This window comes from Moorena sp. SIO3I6, assembly GCF_010672095.1.
Genome location: NZ_JAAHHU010000070.1, coordinates 1 through 25,598, shown reverse-complemented (window position 1 = coordinate 25,598; position 25,598 = coordinate 1). Strand labels below are relative to the sequence as shown.

At 44.5% G+C, this 25,598-nt stretch carries 24 protein-coding genes and 2 pseudogenes; 14 read left to right on the top strand and 12 right to left on the bottom strand.

From position 1 onward, the window contains the following. Positions 1–41: 41 nt before the first annotated feature. Positions 42–1,955, top strand: coding sequence for an NFACT RNA binding domain-containing protein (locus tag F6K49_RS20165; protein ID WP_293099461.1), 1,914 nt, complete (start codon positions 42–44; stop codon positions 1,953–1,955). Between the two features lie 201 nt (positions 1,956–2,156). Here the strand turns inward: F6K49_RS20165 and lipB are convergent, their stop codons facing one another. Further along, positions 2,157–2,810, bottom strand: coding sequence for a lipoyl(octanoyl) transferase LipB (lipB, locus tag F6K49_RS20160; RefSeq protein WP_293021721.1), 654 nt, complete (start codon positions 2,808–2,810; stop codon positions 2,157–2,159). A gap of 191 nt (positions 2,811–3,001) precedes the next feature. Here lipB and raiA point away from each other — a divergent pair, with 191 nt between their 5' ends. The 3 genes from raiA to F6K49_RS20145 all read left to right on the top strand — a co-directional run bounded on the left by raiA (position 3,002) and on the right by F6K49_RS20145 (position 5,827). Beyond that, positions 3,002–3,643: a ribosome-associated translation inhibitor RaiA gene (gene raiA / locus F6K49_RS20155; RefSeq protein WP_293071727.1), complete on the top strand. Its 642-nt coding sequence runs from the start codon at positions 3,002–3,004 to the stop codon at positions 3,641–3,643. 622 nt (positions 3,644–4,265) lie between these two features. Next, positions 4,266–5,042 (top strand): DUF2993 domain-containing protein, encoded by a 777-nt coding sequence (locus F6K49_RS20150; RefSeq protein WP_293021719.1) that lies wholly within the window; start codon positions 4,266–4,268, stop codon positions 5,040–5,042. A gap of 146 nt (positions 5,043–5,188) precedes the next feature. Further along, entirely contained in the window at positions 5,189–5,827 is a 639-nt protein-coding gene (locus tag F6K49_RS20145) for a GerMN domain-containing protein (RefSeq protein ID WP_293099457.1), read from the top strand. Positions 5,828–6,012: 185 nt separating this feature from the next. On the opposite strand, the gene accB is transcribed toward F6K49_RS20145, so the two are convergent. After that, positions 6,013–6,543, bottom strand: coding sequence for an acetyl-CoA carboxylase biotin carboxyl carrier protein (gene accB, locus F6K49_RS20140; RefSeq protein ID WP_293021715.1), 531 nt, complete (start codon positions 6,541–6,543; stop codon positions 6,013–6,015). A gap of 144 nt (positions 6,544–6,687) precedes the next feature. After that, positions 6,688–7,245, bottom strand: coding sequence for an elongation factor P (efp, locus tag F6K49_RS20135; protein ID WP_293071725.1), 558 nt, complete (start codon positions 7,243–7,245; stop codon positions 6,688–6,690). Positions 7,246–7,849: 604 nt separating this feature from the next. On the opposite strand from efp, the gene F6K49_RS20130 reads away from it, so the two are divergent. Together F6K49_RS20130 and thiL are read left to right on the top strand one after the other, a co-directional pair. Further along, positions 7,850–9,001 carry a peptidylprolyl isomerase gene (locus tag F6K49_RS20130; protein ID WP_293099453.1) on the top strand — a complete coding sequence of 384 codons (1,152 nt, stop codon included), beginning with the start codon at positions 7,850–7,852 and terminating at the stop codon, positions 8,999–9,001. A 227-nt stretch (positions 9,002–9,228) separates the two neighbouring features. Next, positions 9,229–9,876: pseudogene (gene thiL, locus F6K49_RS53485) on the top strand (thiamine-phosphate kinase); the annotation flags it as partial. Here thiL and F6K49_RS53480 read toward each other — a convergent pair. Then, positions 9,834–9,992, bottom strand: a complete 159-nt coding sequence (locus tag F6K49_RS53480) for a pentapeptide repeat-containing protein (protein ID WP_366514206.1) — start codon at positions 9,990–9,992, stop codon at positions 9,834–9,836. The pseudogene thiL and the gene F6K49_RS53480 sit on opposite strands and share 43 nt — an antisense overlap. Positions 9,993–10,185: 193 nt before the next feature. Between F6K49_RS53480 and F6K49_RS53475 the strand changes: the two genes are divergently transcribed. Next, positions 10,186–10,524 carry an AIR synthase-related protein gene (locus F6K49_RS53475; RefSeq protein ID WP_366514205.1) on the top strand — a complete coding sequence of 113 codons (339 nt, stop codon included), beginning with the start codon at positions 10,186–10,188 and terminating at the stop codon, positions 10,522–10,524. A gap of 176 nt (positions 10,525–10,700) precedes the next feature. Then, positions 10,701–11,573, top strand: a complete 873-nt coding sequence (locus F6K49_RS20120) for an Rpn family recombination-promoting nuclease/putative transposase (protein ID WP_293099446.1) — start codon at positions 10,701–10,703, stop codon at positions 11,571–11,573. Positions 11,574–11,630: 57 nt separating this feature from the next. Here the strand turns inward: F6K49_RS20120 and F6K49_RS20115 are convergent, their stop codons facing one another. The 3 genes from F6K49_RS20115 to F6K49_RS20105 all read right to left on the bottom strand — a co-directional run bounded on the left by F6K49_RS20115 (position 11,631) and on the right by F6K49_RS20105 (position 17,707). Further along, positions 11,631–15,071 (bottom strand): tetratricopeptide repeat protein, encoded by a 3,441-nt coding sequence (locus F6K49_RS20115; RefSeq protein WP_293099444.1) that lies wholly within the window; start codon positions 15,069–15,071, stop codon positions 11,631–11,633. A 268-nt stretch (positions 15,072–15,339) separates the two neighbouring features. Beyond that, entirely contained in the window at positions 15,340–16,374 is a 1,035-nt protein-coding gene (locus tag F6K49_RS20110; protein ID WP_293099442.1) for a tetratricopeptide repeat protein, read from the bottom strand. Between the two features lie 34 nt (positions 16,375–16,408). Beyond that, the gene (locus F6K49_RS20105) at positions 16,409–17,707 is read right to left on the bottom strand and encodes a tetratricopeptide repeat protein (RefSeq protein WP_293040956.1); all 1,299 of its coding nucleotides are present in this window, start codon (positions 17,705–17,707) and stop codon (positions 16,409–16,411) included. A 335-nt stretch (positions 17,708–18,042) separates the two neighbouring features. Between F6K49_RS20105 and F6K49_RS20100 the strand changes: the two genes are divergently transcribed. Both F6K49_RS20100 and F6K49_RS20095 read left to right on the top strand, forming a co-directional pair. Further along, complete coding sequence (locus F6K49_RS20100) at positions 18,043–18,894, top strand: DUF4351 domain-containing protein (RefSeq protein WP_293044212.1); 852 nt, start codon at positions 18,043–18,045, stop codon at positions 18,892–18,894. Positions 18,895–18,931: 37 nt separating this feature from the next. Further along, the gene (locus F6K49_RS20095; RefSeq protein WP_293021698.1) at positions 18,932–19,174 is read left to right on the top strand and encodes a DUF4351 domain-containing protein; all 243 of its coding nucleotides are present in this window, start codon (positions 18,932–18,934) and stop codon (positions 19,172–19,174) included. Here the strand turns inward: F6K49_RS20095 and F6K49_RS20090 are convergent. After that, positions 19,171–19,365, bottom strand: coding sequence for a hypothetical protein (locus tag F6K49_RS20090; RefSeq protein ID WP_293099439.1), 195 nt, complete (start codon positions 19,363–19,365; stop codon positions 19,171–19,173). The genes F6K49_RS20095 and F6K49_RS20090 overlap by 4 nt on opposite strands. A 12-nt stretch (positions 19,366–19,377) precedes the next feature. On the opposite strand from F6K49_RS20090, the gene F6K49_RS20085 reads away from it, so the two are divergent. After that, positions 19,378–19,584 (top strand): hypothetical protein, encoded by a 207-nt coding sequence (locus tag F6K49_RS20085; RefSeq protein WP_293044208.1) that lies wholly within the window; start codon positions 19,378–19,380, stop codon positions 19,582–19,584. Positions 19,585–19,639: 55 nt separating this feature from the next. Here the strand turns inward: F6K49_RS20085 and grxD are convergent, their stop codons facing one another. The 3 genes from grxD to F6K49_RS20070 all read right to left on the bottom strand — a co-directional run bounded on the left by grxD (position 19,640) and on the right by F6K49_RS20070 (position 21,182). Then, the gene (gene grxD, locus F6K49_RS20080; RefSeq protein ID WP_293044206.1) at positions 19,640–19,963 is read right to left on the bottom strand and encodes a Grx4 family monothiol glutaredoxin; all 324 of its coding nucleotides are present in this window, start codon (positions 19,961–19,963) and stop codon (positions 19,640–19,642) included. Positions 19,964–20,071: 108 nt separating this feature from the next. Beyond that, the gene (locus F6K49_RS20075) at positions 20,072–20,326 is read right to left on the bottom strand and encodes a BolA family protein (RefSeq protein WP_293021693.1); all 255 of its coding nucleotides are present in this window, start codon (positions 20,324–20,326) and stop codon (positions 20,072–20,074) included. Positions 20,327–20,570: 244 nt separating this feature from the next. Further along, a complete protein-coding gene (locus tag F6K49_RS20070) occupies positions 20,571–21,182 on the bottom strand; it encodes a hypothetical protein (protein ID WP_293021691.1) in 612 nt (203 codons plus the stop codon). Between the two features lie 810 nt (positions 21,183–21,992). Between F6K49_RS20070 and F6K49_RS20065 the strand changes: the two genes are divergently transcribed. Beyond that, positions 21,993–23,078, top strand: a complete 1,086-nt coding sequence (locus tag F6K49_RS20065; RefSeq protein WP_293071441.1) for a pentapeptide repeat-containing protein — start codon at positions 21,993–21,995, stop codon at positions 23,076–23,078. Positions 23,079–23,327: 249 nt separating this feature from the next. Further along, the gene (locus F6K49_RS20060; RefSeq protein WP_293021689.1) at positions 23,328–23,576 is read left to right on the top strand and encodes a hypothetical protein; all 249 of its coding nucleotides are present in this window, start codon (positions 23,328–23,330) and stop codon (positions 23,574–23,576) included. A 64-nt stretch (positions 23,577–23,640) separates the two neighbouring features. On the opposite strand, the gene F6K49_RS20055 is transcribed toward F6K49_RS20060, so the two are convergent. Then, complete coding sequence (locus tag F6K49_RS20055; RefSeq protein WP_293071440.1) at positions 23,641–25,143, bottom strand: zinc ribbon domain-containing protein; 1,503 nt, start codon at positions 25,141–25,143, stop codon at positions 23,641–23,643. Between the two features lie 107 nt (positions 25,144–25,250). On the opposite strand from F6K49_RS20055, the pseudogene F6K49_RS20050 reads away from it, so the two are divergent. After that, positions 25,251–25,598: pseudogene (locus F6K49_RS20050) on the top strand (hypothetical protein); the annotation flags it as partial.

Sequence of the window (25,598 nt, the reverse complement as noted above, 5' to 3'; positions counted from 1 at the left end):
CAAACCCGAATCCTACCAAGCTCAGATCTGGCACCTGGCCCATGCAACCTGTTGACTATACCACCCTGACCGCTGCTTGTTCTGAGCTCCGTGCTACCTGGGTACCAGGACGTGCCGAACAAGTCTATCAACGCGATCGCTACACCATTGCCATCGCCCTACGCACCCTAAATGGTCGAGGTTGGCTCACCATTTGTTGGCATCCCCAAGCCGCCCGAATTTGCATAGGAGATCCACCACCAAGGGTTCCCGACACCTTCACCTTTAGTGACCAACTGAGGCACCAGTTAGGTGGCTTCGCCCTAATTGCCATCGAAACCATTGCCCCTTGGGAGAGAGTCTTAGACCTGCAATTTGCCAAACGCCCTGGAGAAGCTCCGACTTGGCATTTGTATGTAGAAATTATCGGCAAATACAGTAACCTAATCCTCACTGATGCTGACAATCTAATTGTCACCACTGCTCATCAAGTCAGTAACCAGCAATCCACCGTCCGTACTATTCAAACCGGTCAACCCTACGAACTCCCACCAGCCCTCACTGGCACCACCCCCAGTTTGACTGAACCCTACCAGAGCTGGCAAGAACGAGTCAGTTTGATACCAGGAGCAGTAGCACATCAGTTACTCAAAAGTTATCGAGGATTGAGTCCCACCCTCGCTCGCTCAATGGTACAAGCAGCTGGTTTAGACCCAAAGCAATCCACCGAAACCCTAGAAGAATCCGACTGGCAAAACCTATTTCAACGCTGGCAACAATGGTTACAAACTTTATTAAACGCCAGCAAGTTCTCTACAGACAACCGACAACCATCTAACCTTCAACCATCTAACCTTCAACCATCTAACCTTCAACCATCTAACCTTCAACCTGTTAACCTTCAACCTGCTAACCTTCAACCTGCTAACCTTCAACCTGCCAACCTTAAACCTGCTAACCTTTTTCAGCCAGGCTGGACAAACCAAGGATATACAGTAATGGATTGGGGGATAGTTAAACCAGCTGAAAATATCCAAACCTTACTCAATTCCTACTACACCAACCAGCTCAATCAACACGAGTTTGCCCGGTTGCATAACCAACTGACTCAGAAGCTAAATAATAACCTACGAAAACTACGGCAAAAAGCCTCTAGCTTTAAGGAACGTTTACAGCAATCTGACCAAGCTGATCAATCCCGAGAAAAAGCTGACTTATTAATGGCATATCTCCAGGATTGGCAACCAGGGATGAAATCGATCACCCTACCGGACTTTGAAACCAACCAGCCAGTCAAGATTCCCTTAAACCCTGAAAAAAATGCTGTCCAAAATGCCCAAGCTTTCTACAAGCGACACCAAAAACTGAAACGAACTCGCGATGCGGTTGAGCCATTACTAAAAGAAGTACAAGAGGAAATACAGTATTTAGAGCAAGTCGAGGCATCATTGACTCAGCTAAACACCTATAACACTCTAGACGACTTACAAACCCTACAGGAAATCCGCGAAGAGCTAATTGGGCAAGGATATTTAGAAGCTTCTGCTCAAAGGAGTCGTAATCTATCGGATGTTTCACAGCCCTATCGATATCAAACTCCCAGTGGCTTTGAATTATTGATTGGTCGCAACAATCGGCAAAATGACCAGCTGACATTTCGTACCGCTGGGGATTATGACCTCTGGTTTCATACCCAAGAGATTGCTGGGAGTCATGTACTACTGAGATTAGAGCCAGGAACAGTAGCTGATCCAGCAGATTTGCAATTTGCTGCTGATCTAGCCGCTTACAACAGCCGGGGGTGTCAGAGTGAACAGGTACCAGTTGTTTACACGAAACCCAAATATGTCTACAAGCCCAAAGGAGCTAAACCAGGCATGGCGATTTATAAGCACGAGCAAATCCTCTGGGGGCGTCCTGATCAAGGTCGTGATTACGTGATGAAATCTGCCTCAACCAAAAAATGTAAACTTTAATTACAAAAAAGAACGTATTCTCTGTTACGATAAATTTAAAGAAGAAATTTTTAGGCTGTCGGTTTGGGAACGCACAGCCTGGATATTCCTCGTGGAAAATGACGACGTATCTCTAATTAATGGTCTAGACCATACCAGCTGTATCCACAGCTGGTGATTTTTTTCGTATCTAGGAGTACTTTATTGATTTGGTATCAGCGTTCATCCCCTTTCCCCTTGGTTAATCAGTTGCACGCCAAGAACCTCAGCAAATTTACCACACAGATCTAAGCGTACCTGTTCCACATTAAGATCCGGAATAAACTGAGCTAGACTACCCACGGGTTTATCCGCAATGCCGCAGGGAACGATATGATTAAAACCTGCAAGGTCAGGACAGACATTCAAAGCAAAGCCATGCATGGTAATCCAGCGCTTCACCTTAATGCCAATGGCAGCAACTTTACATCCTTCTAGCCAGACACCAGTCATCCCAGTCACCCGCTCACCCTTGAGTCCATAGACAGCCAATACCTGAATCAAAACTTCCTCCAGCTGTCTGAGGTACCAGTGTAAATCTTGGCGATAATACCGGAGATTGAGAATCGGGTAGCCTACCAGCTGTCCAGGACAGTGGTAGGTCACTTCACCACCACGCTCTATCCGATGCACCTCCGAGTTAACCTGATTGGGATCGAATTTGAGAAAGTCAATACTCGACCCTTTTCCTAGGGTGTAAACCGGTGGATGCTCCAGCAACAGGAGAATATCATCCAAACTGGAATCTTGGAGCCGTTGACTAACTAGCGATCGCTGTTGCTCCCAAGCCACTGTGTAAGGGACTAAGCCTTGATGACTAATTAAACATTTACGCACGATCCTCAATTATCTCATACTCTATGCCCTATTTTATCAATGTCAACGAATGCAAAGGAATTTAAAGAGAAATCAAGAGTTGATGTTCTCTAGAATACAAAGTGATAGGGTAAGAGTATGAACCAATAGCAGATCTCCCCAACCTCCACTGCTATTGTCAAGCGCAAACGTTACGAGATGGAGTAGTCAGTATGAAGCTTGTTATCCAAGGTAAAAACATCGATATCACCGATGCAATTCGTGACTATGTACATCAAAAAATAGAAAAGGCGGTCAATCATTTTCAAAACATTACCAATCAGGTGGATATAAATCTATCGGTGGCTCGTAATCCTCGGATAAACCCGAAACAGACAGCTGAAGTAACCATTTATGCCAATAAGACAGTGATTCGTGCCCAAGAGGGGACTGAAAACTTGTATGCCAGCATTGATCTGGTGGCTGATAAGATTCATCGTCAACTGCGCAAATATAAGGAGAAGCAGCAATCCCAGAAAACCCGTAATCAGGCCAAGACAGAGGTAATACTAGAAGAAGAATCGGTGCCAGTTGATCTGATTAGCGATCGCACTCCTGAGCTACCCGAAGAAGTGGTGCGTATGAAGTATTTTGCCATGCCCCCAATGACTGTAGAGGAAGCCTTGGAACAACTAGAGCTAGTAGACCACGATTTTTATATGTTCCGGAACATTAAAACCGGGGAGATTAATGTAATCTATGAACGCAATCATGGCGGATATGGAGTAATCCAGCCCCGTAATGGCAATGGAAAAACTCACCACACTAACGGTAAGGTGCCTCAAAGCCTTAGTGCTGCCGCAGGATTCATATAAAAACTCTGTGGAAGGTTAAAGGTTGACCGTTGACCGTTGACCGTTGACCGTTGACCAGAGTTAACAAAATCTTCTCAAAGCTCCACACCATCGTAAAAGCTTGGTGTGGGGTTGTTTGCTATCACAATTTATGCCTGACTTTATAGTGTTTCCATGGAAATTGGAATTGTGGTGGAGCTCTTAGCACAGGGTTGTTCAACTGGGTTTTGGGATAAGATTAAGAGGGAATTTTCTGGTAAGTACCTGGATAGAAATAAACAGCACTTACGCCACCAACCTGGTTATTAACGGTAATTACACCGATTTCAGCGTTTGATGTATAGCGATGCAGCGCGGTCTTGGGGGTCCCCCCCATGAGCGACTGCATCAAGACAACCAGAAACCGGGTTTTAACGGTCTTGGTGCGTAAGTCCTGATTCAGTTAACTGTGTTAAGACATGTGTAAGAATTGTGTAAGACCTGTGAAGGCATTGAATCCCCTTCTATTGCCTGATAGGCAAGTTTATCGTTCCCAAGTCTTAACAGTTAACTTTAATTTTGTCCTACTACTTACACCTACCCTATCTCCCTTAACTGCCCTCCTTGCCTCACCTCACTCTTAACGTTGTGCCTTTTTTTTTCCATGGAATTTTTGACCATATTCCTATCAGGCTTAATCACTGTGGTTTCTGGGGTGGGTTTCATCCTCGACAAGGTGATCGAAAGCAATATCCGCTCCCAGCTTTCCCAGGTCGAGCAATTGCAAGTCCGAGTTAACAACACTCCCAATTACCAAATTTTGCCAGGCAAAGTAGACCAGGTTTTAATTGCTGGTAAGGGCTTATGGCTGACGCCAGATATCCGGATTGGTGTCTTGGAACTAGAAACTGATCCGATTGACCTTGATATAGAGAACGTCCGTAAAGGTGGTAAAGACTCACTAGCGAACTCTCTGAGGCAACCGCTACAAGCTGGAGTGCGTCTAGTTTTAACCGAGTCAGATATTAACCAAGCTCTAGAGTCGCCGGAAGTTAGAGAACAATTAAACGATTTGATCAATGCTGTGATCAGTCGTGGCAGTAGGCGTTATAAACTACTGAACTCACAAGTAGACTTTCTAGATGACAACCGTATTTATTTACAAGTGACATTGCAGCAAGGAGATAATCAACCCCTAGAGATTATCTTAAACTCCGGTGTGGGCATCCTGACCGGGAAAAGCATACAGCTAATTGAACCAAAGTTGTCGGTTGATGGGAACCCACTCCCACCTCAGTTAATCAAGTTATTTGTTGGTAGTCTCAGCCAGCGCTTAAATCTCAGTAATATTGAAGATGAAGGCATCACAGCCCGAATCTTACAATTTGAGTTAAGTCCTAGTGAATTAGAATTAGCAGCATTTGTCCGGATCAAGGAGTAAACCGTGTTAAGGATGAAATATCAAAGATGAAGGATGAAATATCAAGGATGAAGTCTCAAAAATTCAATTTGGTTTCGTGCCACTAGTCCTATCTGATCATAGTAAATCAAATTACCGTAAATCAACCTTTTGATTAATCAGTTATTATGCATGACCAACAAGACGATCGTGGTATTCCTCTCGGTGTGATTGCCAGTATTTCCATCCTAGTCTTAACAGCAGGAGGTGGAGGTACCTGGTGGGCATGGCGTTCACAGCAATCTTCCCCAGAAGTGCCTGTGACAACTACACCCCAATCATCTACACCTAAGTCATCTCAGAGTATACAACCCACAACTGAAAAACCCTCAACTAAGGAAAAAATTCAGGTCTATTGGCTCAATGATGTTGATAACCAAATTGTTTTAATTCCTAGTTCAATTCCCTTAAATAATAAGACCCTTAACAAAGGTCAGATATTAGAGAGCGCATTCGAGGGTTTATTGGCTGGACCGACCAATGGCACATTTACGACCACTATTCCCCAAGGTACAAAACTACGGGGTGTTTCTCTCAAAAGTGATGGTGTTCATGTAGATTTGTCCCAGGAATTTACCGTTGGTGGCGGCAGTAGCTCCATGAGCGGTCGTCTGGCGCAAGTTGTTTATACAGCCAGCAGTTTAGACCCCAATACTCAGGTATGGATTGAGGTAGATGGGAAACAACTAGAGGTTTTAGGTGGAGAAGGCTTAATGCTTGATCAACCACTGACTCGCCAAGATGTCAATCAAAACTTCCCACTCTAGAGGTTTCCCAGGTTAGACTGCTTTGAGCAGTTGCTCACTAGCGTTGGATGAAAATTTGTCAACCGACGCTGCGGCACATAAATATACGTTGGCAGACCTCTAATTCCCATGCCCAGCAAACCTATTTTCGCTTCTAGCAGCTATTATTAGCTTGACATCTGTCAAACCTATCTAAGGAGTAATCCTTAGTCAGGTTTAATCCGCATTAGTGCTTGACCATATTCTATTGGTTCTCCATTTTTTACCAAAATTTCCATTACTTGTCCACTCACTTCTGCTTCAATTTCGTTCATCAGCTTCATAGCTTCAATAATACAAACAGTTTGACCAGCACTAATGCGTTCCCCTACCTCCACAAAGGGGTCTTCATCAGGAGCAGGAGCGCGGTAAAATGTCCCGACCATGGGTGAGTTAATTTCCTCCCACTTTTGATCTACCCCTGGTGGAGGTACTGATGGGACTGTTGCTGCTGGTGTTGAGGCTACCTCTAGTACTGGTGTGGGAGCAGTGGGTATAGTGGAGCCAGAGATGGGAACCCCTACGGAGCCAGCAGCTTGATAAGGAGTGCTAGCTTCACCGGAATCACTAGTAGGGGTGATACTGACCCCTTTACGCACTGTGAGTTCAAAATCATCACTCTTGAGGGTCAGTTCTGTAATATCGGTTTGAGCAATAGCAGCTAACAGATCACGAAGTTGATTGATGTCTAATGCCACAATTTTTAAAAAGAGGTTAGGGTCTTGGGGCTAAAGGCTAAGGGTTAAGATTTTTTGGCATTATTTTGCCTTAGTAGTCAGGTGAGTCCATTATCTTGATTGCCATGATCTATTCAGGGCATCAAATCAGGGCATCAAAACAATTTACTCGCGACCAAGATAAGAATCATTACGGGTATCGATTTTAATGCGCTCTCCTATGGAAATGAATAGAGGAACCATCACCTGAGCTCCTGTTGAAACCTTGGCTGGTTTGGTACCGCCAGTAGCGGTATCACCTTTAACACCAGGATCAGTATCGACTACTTCCAACACTACAGAATTGGGCAGTTCTACTTCTAGAATCTGGTCGTTCCAGAAGAGGATGTTCACTTCCATTTCTTCATTGAGATACTTGCAGCGATCGCCAATCTGGGATTCACTTAGACTAGTTTCCTCGAAGCTTTCCATATCCATGAAGACATATTCATCGCCATCTTTGTAGGTATGCTGCATGGCACGTTTTTCCAGGTTTGCCTGGGGTACTGTTTCCCCAGCCCGGAAGGTTTTCTCTACAACATTCCCTGTCTGGACATTTTTTAGTTTGGTACGAACAAAGGCGGAACCTTTTCCAGGCTTGACGTGGAGAAATTCCACTACCCGCCATACGGATCCATCTAACTCAATAGAGACACCAGTGCGAAAGTCGTTACTAGAAATCATTAACCTGCTAACTCGGGCAGAACAATCGGCATCTTATTTTACCCTTGAGAGGTTGAAGGTTGAAAGTTGCACTTTGGAGGTTAAGGTAAAGATTTGTGCCAAAGTGTTGCGCTAAGTGACTTGCCCATCCTAAACTAAACGATACTTTTGGCCAATCACCTCAACGCTAGTTAAATCTATGGGGGGATAGGAAGCTTACAGGGGTAGGTTTTTTAATCAGGGTCGGGAGTCGGGAATCGGGAGTCGGAACCCACCCCTAACCCCTCCCAGGAGGGGAAGAGCGGGAAATGGGGAGAATTATTTCGAAAATTATTGTATATTTGGATACATATTTTTCGGAGTTTCTAGGCATTAAAAGTAAGTACTCGCCCCAATGTTTAAAAACCTACCCTTGTGAGGGGATAGGCATAGGGGGAGAGGGCGATAACTTGGCTAGCTCAGTGGGTTATTGGTGTGATGGGCACGGACCCCAGCTGAAAGACCGAAGCTAATGGCTCAACAGTATCATAAACTACCTTGACATGGGAAGATATGAGATGAAGTTTTGATACGTTGTGGATCAGCCTTGACCCCACTGGTGTAATGCTTGGGGTAATTATTGTTTATGAAACTTTTAAAGATTTCTTTGCCAGATTGGTGGAAACCCTTGACCAAGACTACCCTCTTGGGGCTGCTGTTAATGTCCCTTTCCTTAGGTCTGAGTGGAGCTTGGTGGAACTTTAAGTTTAACTTTGGTAATCAAGAACCTGCTCGTGAAAGTCGATTACCAGGGGGTAATGCCATTACTGATGGTAGAGCTCTGTTGCGCTACGGCTTACCGATAGATAATCAGCCAGTGCGGAAAATACAAGCCAGTTTGGAGGATATTTCTCAACAAATGCGGGGCAAACGCTGGAGTCCCATCACCAGCGATATTACTAAAGCTGCTGTGGTTTTAACTAGTAGTGATCAGAAATTACTAGCGGACATTCCAGATGCCAGAAAACCCCAAGGCGAAGCCCTAATTGCCGAGATCCAAGCCGAAATTGCTAAGATTCGAGAAGCTGTGGAGGCTAAAGACAAGGAAAACGTCTTGATTGAGCGCGGGATACTCTTGGATCAAGTTGGGCAACTGGAACAATTGATGGTAGAGGAGTTTCCCTTTGAGGTACCCCCAGAGTATAGTAACTTACCTCAACTTAAGGGTCGCGCTACCGTGGAAATGACCACAAAGGAAGGTTCCTTGAAAATGGTGGTAGATGGTTACAATGCTCCAGTCACAGCCGGTAACTTTGTGGATTTGGTACAGCGGGGTTTCTATGATGGTCTAACCTTCAACCGTGCTGAAGATAACTATATCCTGCAAGCAGGGGACCCTCCAGGAAAAGCGACAGGCTTTATTGACCCGGAAACTGGTGAATATCGAGGGATTCCGATCGAAATCATGCTGAAAGGAGACTCTGAACCGGTTTATGAGTTTACCCTGGAAGAAATTGGTCGTTATCGTGAGCAACCTGTGCTGCCCTTCTCTGCTTATGGTACCCTAGCTATGGCACGTCCTGCAGAAGACCCCAATGGTGGCTCTTCTCAGTTTTTCTTCTTCTTGTTTCAACCAGAACTTACCCCAGCTGGTATCAACTTCATGGATGGGCGCTATTCTGTCTTTGGCTATGTGGTAGAAAACAAAGAGTTACTCAGACAGCTCAAACGAGGGGATGTAATTGAGTCGATGAGAGTTATTGATGGGATTGAGAATTTGGTTGAGCCCCAGGCATAGCTATCCTATAGGTTATAGCGCTACGCCCAAGGCAAGAGGCAAGAGGCATGCTAGCAATAGCTGACTATAATAGCTTTTGCTGCTTTTATAAATGTCAAACACCTTAATGCTTAGTGCTATAAGTGGTCAGCTCCTAAGCGGCTGCGGCGAAGCCAGGGATGAGCTGGACTAATTACTGATAACTAAGTTGATTCCAGTGGGAAGTATCAATAATTGCTCGTTTTCTCGTGACCCTTGAATTACTAAAAGATATTGGAGAACAAGGTCTTCTAGAACGGTTACAGCCTTTCTGTCCACCAGGGGTTGTAGGAGATGATGGAGCGGTAATTCCCCCTCCAGAGTCTGGTCAATCCTTGGTGATTACTACAGATGTTTTGGTGAATGGGGTGCATTTTAGCGATCGCTACGGTGGGCTCAGCCAATGCACTACTAGTCCAGAAGATGCTGGTTGGCGTGCTGCTGCTGCTAATTTGTCTGATTTAGCTGCTATGGGAGCATCTCCCCTAGGCATTACGGTAGGCTTAAGCCTGACAGGGGATGTAGCGGTTAGCTGGGTTGAGAGACTTTACCAAGGCATGACTCAGTGTTTGAACCAGTACAATACACCAATAGTGGGAGGAGATATCTGTCGCTCCCCGGTTATTACTATTGCTATCACTGCCTTTGGTCAAGTCTACCCCGACCAAGCCATCCGCCGCACAGGGGCGAAGGTGGGACATGCCATTGTGGTGACAGGTGTTCATGGTGCTTCCCGGGCTGGACTAGAATTACTCCTCAACCCAGATTTCGGCAAACACTTAAGTCCAGAGGAACGACTATCTCTGATTAAAGCTCACCAGCGTCCCCAACCCAGACTTGATGTGATACCTTTACTAAGGTTACAGGTTAACAGGTTGAAGGTTGAAAGTTCCAACTTACAACCTGATAACTTACAACCTGATAACTTACAACCTGATAACTTACAACCTGATAACCTTGGCCTTTCGGCCACGCTACGCGAACAACCTGATAACTTTCAACCTTCAACCCTTCAACCTTCAACCCTTCAACCTTCAACCCTTCAACCTTCAACCCTTCAACCTTCAACCCTTCAACCTTCAACCCTTCAACCTTCAACCCTTCAACCTTCAACCCTTCAACCTTCAACTCTTCAACCTTCAACCCTCCTACTATCCATTGCGGGTATGGATAGTAGCGATGGTTTAGCAGATGCTATTGTACAAATTTGTCGTGCCAGTGGTGTTGGTGCGGAGATTGATCCCAACCGAATTACTTTACCTCCAAGCTTGAGTAAATTGGTGTCCCGAGAGCAAGCTTTGGATTGGGGGTTGTATGGTGGTGAAGATTTTGAATTAGTGCTATGTCTGCCTACTGAAGCGGCTGAAGAATTGGTGGCACAACTGGGGGAGGGAGCAGCAGTAATTGGCAAGATTACTAGTGGTAATCAGGTTTGGTTGAAAGATAAAACTGGCACTTATGCTGATCAATTGCTGAGTTTAAATAAGGGATTTCAGCATTTTTGAAATTTTACCCTTAGAAGTAATTAACCGGATTTACTATTATTCCTTCTGTATCTTATCTAAATCAAAATTGCTCCGGTATCATAACTTGAATAAATAAGCAAGATCCAGGTGCGATCAATTTTTTAACTCAGATTCACTACAGTATCTGAGATAGTGTTAATTTTGAACAATTTGCCTTGGCCTACGACAATATTTGTAAATACCTAGCACAAGAATACCCATCGGAGTTTTTTCAGTGGCTATTGGGTGAGGCACCTGACGATATTCAGGTACTTAAAACTGAATTAAGTGCTGAACCCATTCAAGCTGATGCTCTGAGTTTACTCCAAAGTACTAACCAAATTCTGCACCTAGAATTTCAAACCTTACCCCAATCCGAGCCACCATTACCATTTCGGATGTTGGACTATTGGGTCAGACTACAACGTAAATACCGATGTCCCATTGAACAGGTGGTAATTTTTCTAAAGTCTACGACCTCACAGATGGTATTCAATAACGAGTTTAGGGATATTAACACCTGGCATCGTTATCGGGTAATTCGCCTTTGGGAGCAAGACCCATTACCACTATTGGCCAATCGAGCTTTGTTACCCTTGGCCACTTTAGCTAGGAGTGATAGCCCTAATCGATTGTTAGAGCAAGTCGTTGCTGAAGTGGATAGAATTGAAGAAAAACCATTACGGGGAAATCTAGCGGCCTGTGTGGATGTGCTGGCTGGTTTACGGTTTGATAAAGATTTAGTCCATCGATTGTTGAGGGAGGAAGTTATGGAAGAATCAGTTACCTATCAAGATATTATCCAAAAGGGACGCCAGCAGGGACTCCAGCAGGGACTCCAGCAGGGACTCCAGCAGGGACTCCAGCAAGGAAAGCAGGAGGGAGTCCTATTAATTGTGATGCGTCAGCTAACCCTAAGGTTAGGTTTAATTGACCCTGGGCTCCAACAGCAGATTGAAGGATTATCGATTACTCGATTGGAGGAATTGAGTGAAGCGTTGTTGGATTTTGAGACAGTAACGGATTTAGCGGTTTGGTTGGATAACTAGGGAATAGGGAATAGGAAAAAATAGGGAATAGGGAACAGGAAAAAATTCTGTTTATCCCTACTCCCTACTCCCTACTCCCGACTCCCTATTCCCAGCATCCCCTGTCAACGAAAATGCTGCCCAAAAATAAGGATGGGGATATGTTTTCCGTAAATCTTTCTGGGCTTGCTGTAATGCCTCGGCTTTGTTCATTCCCCCTTGCCAATGGCTGTAAAATTGCTTCATTAACAGTCCTGTCGCAGCATCATCCACATTCCAGAGACTTGCGATGATGGTGGGGGTTCCGGCATACAAGAAAGCACGGTTTAGTCCTACCACTTCATCACCCCGGCTCAATTCACCGATTTTGGTCTGGCAGGCGCTGAGCACAACTAAATTGGTGGTACTGGTTAAATCTAACCCATAGACTTCATGAACTTCTAAGGAACCGTCGTGCTGGGTATCTTTTAGGAGACGGATGGCGCTGAATAGGGGGTTACGAAGGTTGTACTTCCCATGAACCGCTAGGTGTATAATTCCCGATTGCTTAGCCCTAGACCGGAGAGCGCTTTCGGTAGCCGCTTCCCCCACCAGGGCTTTGGTCTTGAAGAGCTGGGCAATGGTTTCTACTTCTTTTTGAGCATAAGTTAAGGGGGAAAGTCCCGGAATGGTGGGATCTCCCAGGGCAAGAAGACTGCCTGTGGTTGATTTGCCCTTGTCGGGTAAATAGCGCAGGATGCTAGCACTGGGGAGAGACAATAGGGCGTAGTTGTCACTGAGGTACTCCTTGCCGTCAGTGAGGGCAGCAAAGGGCAGATAGTGCAGGATACTGTGGGGAACAATGCTGATATTGGTGGTGTTGAGATGGGGCTGGAGGGGTTCAATTAGCCAGTCGTGCAGGTTTTTCAGTTCTAGGGGATGGGGTTCATCTAAGTCAGCAAAGTCTTGGAAAAGTGTCAGTTCTTCCGTGAGTTGTTGGCGAGTGACATTGAGGGGGACAGTGTGGAAGCTGTTGCGGGTGATAATGAAGGCTAGGGTGCGTTCATCTGTCACAAAGTACTCGACTAGGGTGGTATCCGCATCCAGCAAGCCTTGGATTTCAGGGAGGGAGGCAACCTCTACAGTTTTTAAGCTAGCGGTTTCAGGGTTTTGGATTTTTAGTTGAACCAGCAAGTCCTGGTAGTCTTTTCGCAGAGCAGTTCGCTTGTTTTCGATTTCCGCAATCGTCTTGTTATCCCACTGGTTTTTGGGACCGTTGCGCAGGGTAATTAATTCCTGGCTGAGGGCATTGATTTCAGCTTTGAGGTCTTGTTCCCGTTCCAGGAGTTTGGAGTCAGCCCCAGCACGAAAGTCTATCTTCTCATTAGCCAGTTGGTCGAGGAAGGCTTTGGCTCTTGCCCGTTCCACATAGTTGAAGGCAGTTTCAAAGTCTTTTTGGTTCCACAATAGATTGATGAGATTTTCGTAGATATCTACCTCCTGACTGGCATAAGAGGTTTTCAACTCTTCTACTTTGAGTTCACCTTGGATAGATTCTTGAACCTCGATGGCTTGTTTATAAAAGTCGATGGCTAACTCAGGTTGATTTTTTTGACTTAAAGTAGCACCCAGATTCTGGAGGGAGTAGGCTACCCATTGACGGTTTCCCAGTTCTTTGTCAATGGCTAAAGATTGCTGATAAAACTCAATCGCTTGTTGGTAATGCCCCAAGCTATCGTAAGCAACCCCCAGATTGTTAAGGGAAGCAGCTTCCCCCTGACGGTTTCCCAGTTCTCGATATAGGGCTAAGGACTGCTGATGAAACTCAATCGCTTGTTGATACTGCCCTAGCCTCCAGTAAATAATTCCTAGAGTACCCAGAGAGTTAGCTTCCCCTTGACGGTTTCCCAATTCTCTTTCAATGGCTAAGGACTGCTGATAAAAATCCATCGCTTGTTGGTAATGCCCCAAGCTATCGTAAGTATTGCCCAAATTGTGGAGGGAGTCGGCTTCGCCCTGGCGGTTTCCCAATTCTCTTTCAATGGCTAAAGACTGCTGATGAAAATTAATCGCTTGTTGGTACTGCCCCAAACTATAGTAAGCAAGCCCCAAATTATCCAGAGCGTTGGCTTCCCCCTGGCGGTCTTCCAGTTCTCGATATAGGGCTAAGGACTGCTGATGAAACTCAATTACTTGTTGGTATTGCCCTACCCTCCAGTAAACACTACCGAGATTGCTCAGAGAGTTGGCTTGCCTTTGACGATTGCCCAGTTCTCTTTCAATGGCTAAAGATTGCTGATGAAACTTAATCCCTTGTTGATAAGGTCCTAGGCTATGGTAAGTATTCCCCAAATTGCTCAGAGAGTTGGCTTGCCTTTGACGATTGCCCAGTTCTCTTTCAATGGCTAAAGACTGCTGATGAAACTTAATCCCTTGTTGGTACTCTCCCAAGCTATTGTAAGCAAGTCCCAGACTGCTCAGAGAATTAGCTTCCCCTTGACGATTGCCCAGTTCTCTTTCAATGGCTAAAGACTGCTGATAAAACTTAATCCCTTGTTGATACTGTTCCAAACTATAGTAAGTATTGCCCAAATTGTGGAGGGAGTTAGCTTCGCCCTGGCGGTTTCCCAATTCTCTTTCAATGGCTAAGGACTGCTGATGAAAATTAATCGCTTGTTGATACTGTTCCAAACTATGGTAACCAAGCCCCAAATTATCCAGAGCGTTGGCTTCCCCCTGGCGGTCTTCCAGTTCTCGATATAGGGTTAAAGACTGCTGATAAAACTCAATCGCTTGTTGATACTGTTCCAAACTATGGTAACCAAGCCCCAGACTGCTCAGAGAGTTAGCTTCCCCCTGACGGTTTCCTAGTTCTCTTTCAATGGCTAAAGACTGCTGATGAAACTCAATCGCTTGTTGATACTGCCCCAAGCTATGGTAAGCAAGTCCTAGATTGCCCAGGGAGTTGGCTTCCCCCTGGCGGTCTTCTAGTTCCCGATAAATGCCTAGGGCTTCTTGCCAGGACTTGAGCGCAGCTTGATATTGACTGGTCTTATCTTGTTCGATTCCCTGCTGTAACAATTGGTCAGCTTTAGCTTGAAGTAAGTCTGAAGGGGTGGCTTCTCTCCAAGTCAGGGTATAGTTACCAGTTTCTTGCTTATTGTAGGAGTTAGCCCAAATCACATAAGTCCCCGTAGTCGGTAAAGTAAGGGTAATTCGGGCATTTTTTCCCTCACCACTGTTGTTATTCTGAGCAATTATGTTAAGGTTACCGTCTGGGTCAATGAGAATCAGGTAAGGGTCAAACTCGTCGCTGGTTAGTTCTATGGTAATCTGCTCCCCAGCTTTCCCCTCAAAGGTATGGCGATTGTAGTAGCTGTTGTTTTCGTGAGTCTCGCTGTTACTATTAAGGCGATCGCGAACTGTGGTACTCTCTAAGGCAATCCTTTGACCAGAGGACGGCATTAAGGGTATAGTCTCTGGAGCAGTCAGAGATTGCGTGGGAATTGCCCAAAACCTGGGGTTAGGGCGTGTCTTCAAACTCGGAGATCCCCCTAAATCCCCCTTAAAAAAGGGGGACTTTGAGAATGGCTCCCCCCTTATTAAGGGGGGCTGGGGGGGATCATAATCTTGGGGAAAACTTTGAAAACACGCCCTAGTCTCGGCTCCCAACCCTGGACAATTCCCCACTCCTAGCAACGTTGCTATGGTAAAAAATACAGACTTAAGTGGCACTGGCTTTGACTGGTAATTTCCAATAGAGAAGAACTGAATCAAATAGGAAGTTTAATGTAGGGTTTATGAAATGTTACTTTAACTCTGCCAGTCGCTTTTCTATTTCCCCTACCCGTTTGCGATCGCCAAACTGTTCATAGATTGCCTTCGCTTGTTCTAACAAACTCACTCCTTCTTGCCGATTCCCACGAGCATGCTTAACTTCCCCTAATCCAGCTTTGGCTGCTGCCAGTTCTTCCCAATGCTGATTTTCTGCCAGTTCGACTGCCTTTGAATAAGGAATCTCTGCTTCCAAAACTAGTCCTATCCGTCGATACAAATCACCCAATAAACGATAAATCGGTACTATTTTTTGATTCTTTTCTAGTCCTTCCAGGATTTCAATGGCCTCAGCCGTTAAACCGTAGTCACCATAGAGGTCAGCTAGAGCTAAGGGCTTGAACTCCTTTGGTAGATTCTGTCCCTTAATCAGTCCATCAATCACCTGAATTTTTTTAGCTTGATCCGAATCAATCAGCTTAAATCCCAGTCCTCCAGTCTTATCCTCTGTAGAGGAACGATTGGTATCAGCCTTAACGACCAACTTATAACTAACTCCAGGTTTTAGGGGCTTATTCCCTGGATAAACCACCTGACAAATACCCTTTTGACAAACCTTGTCTCGACTAAATTCCTCAGTCCAATCCAATCCTCGCCCCCTGACCGTAACCGTGAAACTGTTAGCATCGGTGGCATCATTCCAGCGTAGAGTTGGGGTGTAAGTCAGTAAACGAGTTGCCCGTGGGCTGATAATGTAGGGAATATAGCGGTCTACTGGACGTGGTGTGACAATTCTCCCAGAGCTTTTTCTTCGCGGTGGTGGACATATGGCATTGATGCCTGTTGTTACCCCAGCAGTTACAGAGCGAATTTTACCATGATCACAAAATACCTTAACCCTAACCCCCGATGCTGGTCTGACCAGATCCCCTGGATTTATAGTGGTATAGTTAGGCACTGGATGGAAACGTGACCATCCCTCCCGTTCTAGCTCAACTCTACCTGTGGTTTTAAAAATCCAATGCCCTGCCAGTACTGGCTTACTCACCATACTTCCCAACATAATCATAACTATGGTCAAGATCGGGGCAGAGCAAATCAGCTTACTTAGTCGATTCACTAGTCTTGTCCTGAGCATCTATGCGTTCACGAGCCATCCCAACCCAGATATCTTCATCAGGGTTACGGATATCAGTATAGCGTAAACAAATTTTCCATTCTGCCAAGGCATTGTCTGGATCTTTTTCTGGTTTGTTTTCAATGACTTGAGCTAATAAACAGTGAGCCGCCGCCGGAGTTTGCTTAAACTCTTCCTCAAGTATTTTATCGAGTTCAATAGCATCTCTGAGATAGGTTTCGGCATCGGCATAGCGTCCTTGCTTCAACCTTGCCCAGCCCAAGTTTTTCAATAATGCATATTGAGTGTCATTTTGAATTTTAATATCCTCTGTTTTAAGTAGTTTATTTTGAATATCCTCTTCTTGCATATTCTCTAATCCTGTCAAAAGTAACGATACCGCTTGGGAATATTTTTTGTCTTGAATATACAACCGTCCCAATTCATTATAAGCAGCATCTAAGCCCCCCTGTGCCGCTAACCTATACTGAGTTCGCGCCTTCTTAAAATCCTGTAAATCTTCATAAATACGACCCAAATTATAGTGAGCGTCTGCATTATCTGGATTAAGACTCAATGCTCGTTCATAATTAGACTGAGCACTTGACCAGTCCCCGTCATCATAATTCTTTACACCCTTTTCATTAACGTAGTCCGAAATCAAGGGCAACGATGCTCGAAAGCCAATTAAGGAAATTAAAAGTACTCCCGATAGTCCCAATTTAACTTCTTGCCAAAGATATTTTTTAATCCCTAATCGTAATTGAATATCTTCAATTCCTGTACGACCAGCTTTGGTTAAAATTCCCCCAGCTGTCAACAAGGTCAATGCACTCTGGGAAATCACCGCAAAAGAACCTAGAAAACCCGGACTAGTACTCAAAAAACGGGAGGAAATATCTACCACTAGACTCACCGATGCGGTTAACAAGGCAACTGTCCCTGCATTCCAAAACCAGTCCAAATGGTCTCGTGGATGAGTAGGCGCTTCCAGAAACCACCACCAGTAGTCTTTTGGGGGATGAAAACTAATCCGCAAATCCGCTAATTGCACAGTCTGAGTAATCAAACCAGCCTGCTTTTTTAATCTGCTATCTAATTCAATCAGTTTAATCAGTTTATCTTTAGAAATGTGGGCAATATCAGCAAATTTTTCGTGAACAATATTGCGAGCAATCAGGACACGAAGAATGGCTTCAGCAGATGGTTTATTGTCAGTTTTTTCAACAGCGGTCAGGGCAGCTTCATAATGCTTGAGAGTAGAATATAACTCTAGGATGCTCATTCAGCTAATAGCAAAGGGAGTAGGGAGTAGGGAGTAGGGAGTAGGGAGTAGGGAGTAGGGAGTAGGGAGTAGGGAGTAGGGAGTAGGGAGTAGGGAACTTCGAATCAGGGAACAGGCAAGATGCCTATTCTACCAAGATGCCTATTCCACCCACCAGCTCAAACAGCTTTAATGAGATGCATCCTTCTGATTTAAATCTTATCTAAAGGTATTCTGTAAATCAGAACTACTCCGCTATCATAACTTGCATCAATAAACAAGATCCAGGTGCTATAAATTTTCTGGTTCAGATTTAATACAGTGTCTGAGATAGTGTTAATTTTGAACAATTTGCCTTGGCTTACGACAATATCTGCAAATACCTAGCAGAAGAATATCCATCGGAGTTTTTTCACTGGCTATTGGGTGAACAACCTAGAGATATTCAGGTACTTAAAACTGAATTAAGTGCTGAACCCATTCAAGCTGATGCTCTGAGTGTACTCCAAAGTACAAACCAAATTCTGCACCTAGAATTTCAAACCCTGCCCCAATCCGAGCCACCATTACCATTTCGGATGTTGGACTACTGGGTCAGACTACAACGGAAATATCGATGTCCGATTGAGCAGGTGGTAATTTTCCTAAAGTCTACGACCTCACAGATGGTATTCAATAACGAGTTTAGGGATACTAATACCTGGCACCGTTATCGAATAATTCGTCTGTGGGAACAAGACCCATTACCGTTGTTAGCCAATCAGGCTTTGTTACCCTTGGCGACTTTAGCTAGGAGTAATAGCCCTAATCGATTGTTAGAGCAAGTGGTTGCGGAAGTAGATAGAATTGAAGAAAAACCATTACGGGGAAACCTAGCGGCCTGTGTAGATGTACTGGCTGGTTTGCGGTTTGACAAAAATTTAGTCTGTCGATTGTTGAGGGAGGAAGTTATGGAAGAATCAGTTACCTATCAAGATATTATCCAAAAGGGAGTCCAGAAGGGACTCCAGCAGGGACTCCAGCGCGGCAAGCAGGAGGGAGTCCTATTAGTTGTGATGCGTTTGCTAACCCTGAGGTTAGGTTTACTTGACCCTGTGCTCCAACAGAAGATTGAAGGATTATCGATTACTCGATTGGAGCAATTGAGTGAAGCCTTGTTGGATTTTGAGACAGCAACGGATTTAGCGGTTTGGTTGGATCACTGCTGAGATTTAACTGTCAGTGTTCACCTTGTCAGAGGAAGTTATGGAAGAATCAGTTACCTATCAAGATATTATCCAAAAGGGAGTCCAAAAGGGACTCCAGCGCGGTAAGCAGGAGGGAGCCCTATTAGTTGTGATCCGTCAGCTAACCCTGAGGTTAGGTTTACTTGACCCTGTGCTCCAACAGCGGATTGAGGGATTATCGATTACTCGATTGGAGGAATTGAGTGAAGCGTTGTTGGATTTTGAGACAGCAACGGATTTAGCGGTTTGGTTGGATCACTAGGGAATAGGGAATAGGAAAAAATTCGGCGTTGCTGAATCAAGCAATGAATAGGAGTAGAGTGGGCATCCTGCCCGCTCGAAAATAAGTATGAAACTGGCAAGATGCCAGTTCCACAATAAGCATGAAACTGGCAAGATGCCAGTTCCACAATAAGCATGAAACTGGCAAGATGCCAGTTCCACAATAAGCATGAAACTGGCAAGATGCCAGTTCCACGCAAGATGCCCATTCCACCAACATGTCCATTCCAGAAAACTCTTAAAATCATTCCATTATTAAGCAACGCCCTAAAAAAAGCGATGCAGCGCGGTCTTGGGGAGCCAGTGCCGCCAAAGGGGGTTCCCCCCATGAGCGACTGCCGTGGTTTACCCCACTCGCTATTGCATCAAGAAAGCGATCGCATTTCCTAATCCGATCGCTTTTTGCGGTTCTTCAGTTGTGTCAATAGTTTGGTGCAGTCAAGGATTAGGATGCCAGGGCGACTTCCACGGTCTGCTGCAATTCACCATTTTGATACATCTCAATCATCACATCAGACCCACCGATAAACTCTCCGTTAATGTACACTTGAGGAATCGTTGGCCACTTGGAATATTCTTTGATTCCCTGACGGATGTCGAAATCTTGTAGTACGTCTACAGTTTCGTAGGGAACTCCTAAGTGATTCAGAATTTGGACAACATTATTGGAAAAGCCACACTGGGGCATTAGTTTGCTGCCCTTCATGAATACCAAAATTTTGTGGTCTTGTGTTAATTTATCTATTCTCTCTTTCAGTTCTGGTGTCATCGTTTTCTTAAACTCCTGGGATATCTAGATAGTTATTTTGATAGTCGATATTATATTAGTCTAGCGATCGCAAAATCCTAGACTCTTCTAATTATGACTTACGCCAGTTTACTGCTTGCCAGCCCACGCTTCAGGGGTATAGGTTTTTAGGGCTAGGGCGTGAATGGCCTCTGTTGCCAACTCTTGGCTTAGGGCACCATAAACCAGCTGATGTTGTTTCACCAGGGATTTACCTTCAAACTCGGAGGAGACAACAATGGCTTGCAGATGGTTACCACCCCCTAAATCTTCTACCTTTACCTGAGCATCCGGTATCGATGCTTTAATCTTTTCTTCAACTTGCTGTGTACTAATCGGATCCATTTTTTTTGTTCTAGTTTCTAGTCGAATTTCTAAAATATACTAAAATTAAACGTAAGCATATGCGCTACGCGCACCCGTGCGCGTTCAGCGCTCAGCGCTCAGCGCTCAGCTTTCCGTAACTCAGATGAAACCAATGCTTACCTCTTGTTTTATTCAAAAGCACCTCAAGTAGCGTGCCCATAAGCTGATAGCTGATAGCTGTTCGCGTAGCGTGCGCGTAGCGCTTAAGCTGATAGCTTACAATTTAACTGCCTTTATTAGAACCAGCGGATGAGGTGGGCTGGCTATTGCCATTTCTAGGAAAGGGAGAATCGACGAATCCTAGCTCAAACAGCTGTTGGTAGGATTTTTTTCCCAATTCCCTGGTTGGATTTTGAGACCGAATAATTTGAATTAACAAGGGGACAGCTAATTCTGGCTGGTCATTGGCTCGATGGACTAGGGCTAGCCGATAGGTAGCTTCATCTCGCTTTTCAGCAGTTTCCAGGGCTTTTTGCCGTTGAGACTCGTAGACTCGGTTGTCAATGCCAGAAAAACTGGAAGCCAGCTGTTGGTAAAAGTTAGACAACTGGTTGAATATCTGACGTGCTTCTTGGAGTTTTTTGGCAGCTACGCTATAGTTCCCTGAATCAATAGCGTTAGTCGCCTCTTGCATCATCCGCTCTCCCCCCGGCATACTCAATAGGCTGTCTTCTTGAGTCAACGGTCCGGTATTGTTGGGGTCAGTGATGTCTGATTCTACTTGGATATCAGCACCTTGTGCCTGGGCTGGTGGCAGTACTACCAAAGCTGCCATCACGGGAAGAGCAACGAAACAGGCGAGCCTGACCGAATTAAGAGTGCCAGAATAAACCATACTATAGCTTTGGGAATTGGTTACCTAAAATGATAGAGTAAATCCAAACTATTGGTATAGTACCATTACCAAACTGGATCAAGGGCTTCTTGGAAAGGTAAAGCAGGTACCAGAGTTGTTGGATTTAAGGTTCAGACTGAAACTAGTCCTAAAATGTTCCGTAGGGTATGTCAGTGTGCTGATAGCTGATAGCTGTTCGCGCAGCGTGTGCGTAGCGCATAGGCTGACTACTTACAGGTTAACTAGTTACCTTTAATCTGGTTGTTGGTATGGACTGTTGTGTTTTATATCCTAGCTTGGCGTCAGATTTATCCTATTCTATTCCGTTGATTAGTCAAGGGAGTAGGGAGTAGGGAGTCGGGAGTCGGGAGTTGGGAGTTGGGAAAGAGAGGGAAGTGTGGGAGATGGGGAGATGGAGAGATGGGGAGATGGGGAGATGGGGAGATGCTTACAAGGGTAGGTTTTTTAAAAAGGAGGTACTTTTATTACGTATAAATTAATAAAAATATGTATCAAAATACACTATAATTTCCGGGATAATTCTTCCCATTTCCCGCTTTTCCCGACTCCCGATTCCCGACTCCCGATTCCCGACTCCCGACTCCCGATTCCCTACTCCCGATTCCCTACTCCCAGATCCGCTGTTCCCTGTTCCCTGTATATAGATATAGCTCGTTAGTTAGATTTTTTAATTTCTTCACATTATATTCACAAGATGGTGATTTAATAAATTATACCAGTTGAGTCAGTATAATACAAGACATGAAGCTCAAGGTAAACCCGCCCAACAATCACCCTTTACGGTTGAAAATGGTTGTTTTTTTGATTTATAGTGGCTTAGTCTACTTAGGGATTGCTTCGTTATATTGGTTTGTGGTATTTCCCATAAATTTTATTGAGGGGTTTCTTGAAAAATCCCAACTCAATAAACTATTTTTTTTGGTAAATCAAGTAGAGCAAAAAGACAAAATTTTGTTTTTTATAGCTGTTGTAATAATGGCTATTGGACTAGTAATTTTGATTAAACTTTACTACTTAAACAAAGGTTTATATAACCTCTCAAAAACTGGTATAACTGTCAAGACTACTATCGGTACAGAAGACAAGCAAATAATTCAATGCTTGAATAATGCCCTGGAGTGGCTGAGTTCTGATCAGATTGCCCTACGGCTAGGTGGAATTTATGCCCTAGAACGAATTGCTAAGGTTTCTGCCCAAGACCACTGGAAAATTATGGAAATTTTATCGACATTTGTGCGATATCAGTCCCCTGGGAAGATTCATGTAGAGCAGCAAAAGCAAATAAATGACTCATCCAGTCCTCTTCCAATTACAGAAGACCAAAAACTCCCTATTGATATTCAAGGTGCCCTAACGGTTATTGCAAGGCGCGACAGCTCAAAAGAACTCGAAGATCAGAAAATTGATTTATGTAACGCCACACTGATTGGGGCAAACTTAACAGAAGCAAACCTGCAAGAGGCATACCTTAGTGGCTCCAAACTACAAGGAGCTTGTCTTAATCAGGCTAATCTAAAAGGAGCATATGTGATCGGAGCCAATCTAGAAGGGGCAGACTTTAATCAAGCTAACCTCCAAGGAGCATACTTGATAAAAGCTAACTTGACAGACGCTTGCTTATTTGATGCTAACCTAGAAGGGGCATTTCTCAGGAGAGCTAAGCTAGAAAAGGTAATCCTCTGGAACGCTAATTTACAGGGGGCATCTTTGATTCAAGCTAACTTGCAAGAGGCAAATTTAGAGGGAGCTAATCTCCAGGGTACAGATTTAAGAGAGGCTAACCTCCAAGGAGCTAAAAATCTGACCCAAAAGCAGATTGAATTGGCACAGATAGATAGCGAAACTATTTTACCAGACTACCTGATTAGGAATTAATATTAGTATAATAAATTGGCTGTATTTTTAGGAAACAGAAGACAGAAATTATATCGGGTGCATCTTATATTTATTTGTAAAAAGATCATCCCTCAAGAATTCCATTTAGATAATTTTTGAGGCCATATTCCCTACTCCCTACTCCCTACTCCCTACTCCCTACCAAGAATCGATGATAGCGGTCGGGTAGGGTACGCGATCGCATAAACTAATGGAATCTATAAAATTCCATAAAAGAGAGGGTGATCCGTGGCTACGGACTACATTTTGTTTATACATGGTGTCAATACTCGCCAAGATCGAGAAACACCCCAATACGCTGACAAGCTTTTCGATCTGATTCAAAATAATGTTGAGTCATCCGTTCAACTCAAAAAGATCCCTCTGTACTGGGGTAATGTGGTAATTGAGCAGGAGAAGGACCTGGTGACAGCATTACAGGCATCGAAGGTGTGGAATGAGTTCTGGTTCAGAGAGATACTCTTAAACCGTCATTAATCGGGATAATCCGGTATAAAACGGTCAAGGTGCAATTTATTGTTGCCTGAGGGAGGAGTGGTAGTCAGCAATTGGAGTCAAGCCTCCCACTAATCTGTCTAGGCGTTCCTGGCATCTCGGCCAGGAGTTCCTTAAAAGCCTTAGTTTTGCTATGCTTGCCATTAAGCCATCCAAGCTCGATGGCATCAAGTAAACTAAGTCCCATTCCTTCCAAGAAACGCGCGGTACGACGCAACAATACTGCCTGTACCTCGGTTTTAGCCATGTACCGGGTGATTTCCTGATCCGTACCTCTGTCAAGGATATTTTTGGCAGCATTATGGTCAGCCTGCAACACGACCCCATTAAATCTGGTAAAACTGTCCCCGCTTCTTTTCCCCAGAAGGGTTCCGGTCACGGAGTCAATTTGCGACGTGTAACTAGGCTGGACTTCTGTAACAACCGACCCAGTCCAATTAGCCCATTTCTGTAACGAATCCCGCATTACTCCTTTCATCCAACTATTGAGCTGGCGAGACATAGCCTTGGACTGGCGTTTATTCAATATTGGTTGTGTTAAATCTTCCGCAAAAACTAAGAGTGATTCGCCATTAAACAGCGACTTAGAAGCAGCTCCTATTATTGCTGTCAGCTCTGACTGATTCTGTCTGTAGCGCTTATTTTCTGTCTTTCGGTTTAAATTATTTTTTAGTATTCGAGCCGATTTGACTGGATCTAGTTTTTCCAGTTTTCTATGTATTGCCCAAAGCTTCCCTCGATTACGATTCTTGGCACAAATACGGTCGGACTTTTTAGTAGTCGCCTTGCCCAAGTTCAAACCATGCCCTTGGCCATCTGAGTCATAGAAAGCCTCTGTGTACCCTTTATCTATCCCAACAGGACGGCGGTTGGCGGGTACTTCTACGGTTCCATAGTCTACTAAGAAGTGAATCTCAAATCTTTGTAGGGTTTGATTGTGGATTAATCTAATCTGCCCACTTATTTTGCGATTAGATCTGACGATTATTCTGTTTCTTTTTCCTCTTCTTAATCCAGCTAGCTCTAACTGATAAGTGTTGCGGGAGAGCCTTCTGCACTTATAGCCTACTTGTTGATAAACTATCTGGTTCTTGACCCAGGAATGCCCCCGCTGAAACTCCTTTCTAATGAGTCGGTGAAGGAGTGGATTATCCAGGAAAGCTAAGGTCAGTAGTTGCGTGGCATATTCTTTTCTAGCCTTTTGGTTCTCTTTTCCGGGGAGCCTTTTATAGATTTTTTTGACAACGGCATCGGTACAGGCTGCTTGGCTCGCTGTAATGGCTTTTGCTACATCATTAATGGTCCAATCCATTAGCTTAGCAGGCAGCCCCAGGGTGTTGGGAGTCCTGAAGCTCTTTACTTCCGGGATGGCCTTTTTCCAGTCCAGTCCCCAATGGTTAATGCTTCCCAGTTTGTTGTAAGACTCAGCCCTGACGACGCCTAGTTTTTTCATTACCTGCAACAACTCAAACTCTACCGACTTACTCATCCCCACCACGGGGACAATTTGAGTCGATAGTCTCTTAGTTGCTCCTACTTTCAATGACATCGTCAACTGCTGTGTCTTCTTTCTTGATTATACTAAGGCGCTAGTAAAGTGTCAATGTCGGTTTTATACCGTTAGATACCGTTTTATACCTATTTATTGGGATTTAATTGCGCGACTTTCGTGAAAAGCAAATCTTACAATTCGTTGGAGACGGAGCTCTCTACCTCAGCAGACATGTTGGTTCTCTGGCTATTGACCAGATGAGTAGACAAGCTGATCAGGGATTGGAGGGATACCAAGATCAGGACCGTTTGCACCTAGTTACTCACAGTTGGGGAACGATTATCCTATTTGATGTGTTGTTTGCTAGTCGATGGGATGACCCAAGTATACCTGGTCATGAGAGTATTCAGGAGATTCGCAAAAGCATTTTGGGAATCGAATCTGAGCAAGACAGTGCCATTCCTCTGGCTAGTGTTCATACCATGGGTTCACCGATTGCCCTATTTACTCTG

What these genes read in the sequence shown, in the direction of transcription:
- F6K49_RS20165 (WP_293099461.1), top strand. Translation starts at nt 42, where the DNA reads ATGCAACCTGTTGACTATACCACCCTGACCGCTGCTTGTTCTGAGCTC.
- raiA (WP_293071727.1), top strand. Translation starts at nt 3,002, where the DNA reads ATGAAGCTTGTTATCCAAGGTAAAAACATCGATATCACCGATGCAATT.
- F6K49_RS20150 (WP_293021719.1), top strand. Translation starts at nt 4,266, where the DNA reads ATGGAATTTTTGACCATATTCCTATCAGGCTTAATCACTGTGGTTTCT.
- F6K49_RS20145 (WP_293099457.1), top strand. Translation starts at nt 5,189, where the DNA reads ATGCATGACCAACAAGACGATCGTGGTATTCCTCTCGGTGTGATTGCC.
- efp (WP_293071725.1), bottom strand. Translation starts at nt 7,245, where the DNA reads ATGATTTCTAGTAACGACTTTCGCACTGGTGTCTCTATTGAGTTAGAT.
- F6K49_RS20130 (WP_293099453.1), top strand. Translation starts at nt 7,850, where the DNA reads ATGAAACTTTTAAAGATTTCTTTGCCAGATTGGTGGAAACCCTTGACC.
- F6K49_RS53475 (WP_366514205.1), top strand. Translation starts at nt 10,186, where the DNA reads ATGGATAGTAGCGATGGTTTAGCAGATGCTATTGTACAAATTTGTCGT.
- F6K49_RS20110 (WP_293099442.1), bottom strand. Translation starts at nt 16,374, where the DNA reads ATGATTATGTTGGGAAGTATGGTGAGTAAGCCAGTACTGGCAGGGCAT.
- F6K49_RS20105 (WP_293040956.1), bottom strand. Translation starts at nt 17,707, where the DNA reads ATGAGCATCCTAGAGTTATATTCTACTCTCAAGCATTATGAAGCTGCC.
- F6K49_RS20095 (WP_293021698.1), top strand. Translation starts at nt 18,932, where the DNA reads ATGGAAGAATCAGTTACCTATCAAGATATTATCCAAAAGGGAGTCCAA.
- F6K49_RS20090 (WP_293099439.1), bottom strand. Translation starts at nt 19,365, where the DNA reads ATGCTTATTGTGGAACTGGCATCTTGCCAGTTTCATGCTTATTGTGGA.
- F6K49_RS20085 (WP_293044208.1), top strand. Translation starts at nt 19,378, where the DNA reads ATGCCAGTTCCACGCAAGATGCCCATTCCACCAACATGTCCATTCCAG.
- grxD (WP_293044206.1), bottom strand. Translation starts at nt 19,963, where the DNA reads ATGACACCAGAACTGAAAGAGAGAATAGATAAATTAACACAAGACCAC.
- F6K49_RS20075 (WP_293021693.1), bottom strand. Translation starts at nt 20,326, where the DNA reads ATGGATCCGATTAGTACACAGCAAGTTGAAGAAAAGATTAAAGCATCG.
- F6K49_RS20070 (WP_293021691.1), bottom strand. Translation starts at nt 21,182, where the DNA reads ATGGTTTATTCTGGCACTCTTAATTCGGTCAGGCTCGCCTGTTTCGTT.
- F6K49_RS20065 (WP_293071441.1), top strand. Translation starts at nt 21,993, where the DNA reads ATGGTTGTTTTTTTGATTTATAGTGGCTTAGTCTACTTAGGGATTGCT.
- F6K49_RS20055 (WP_293071440.1), bottom strand. Translation starts at nt 25,143, where the DNA reads ATGTCATTGAAAGTAGGAGCAACTAAGAGACTATCGACTCAAATTGTC.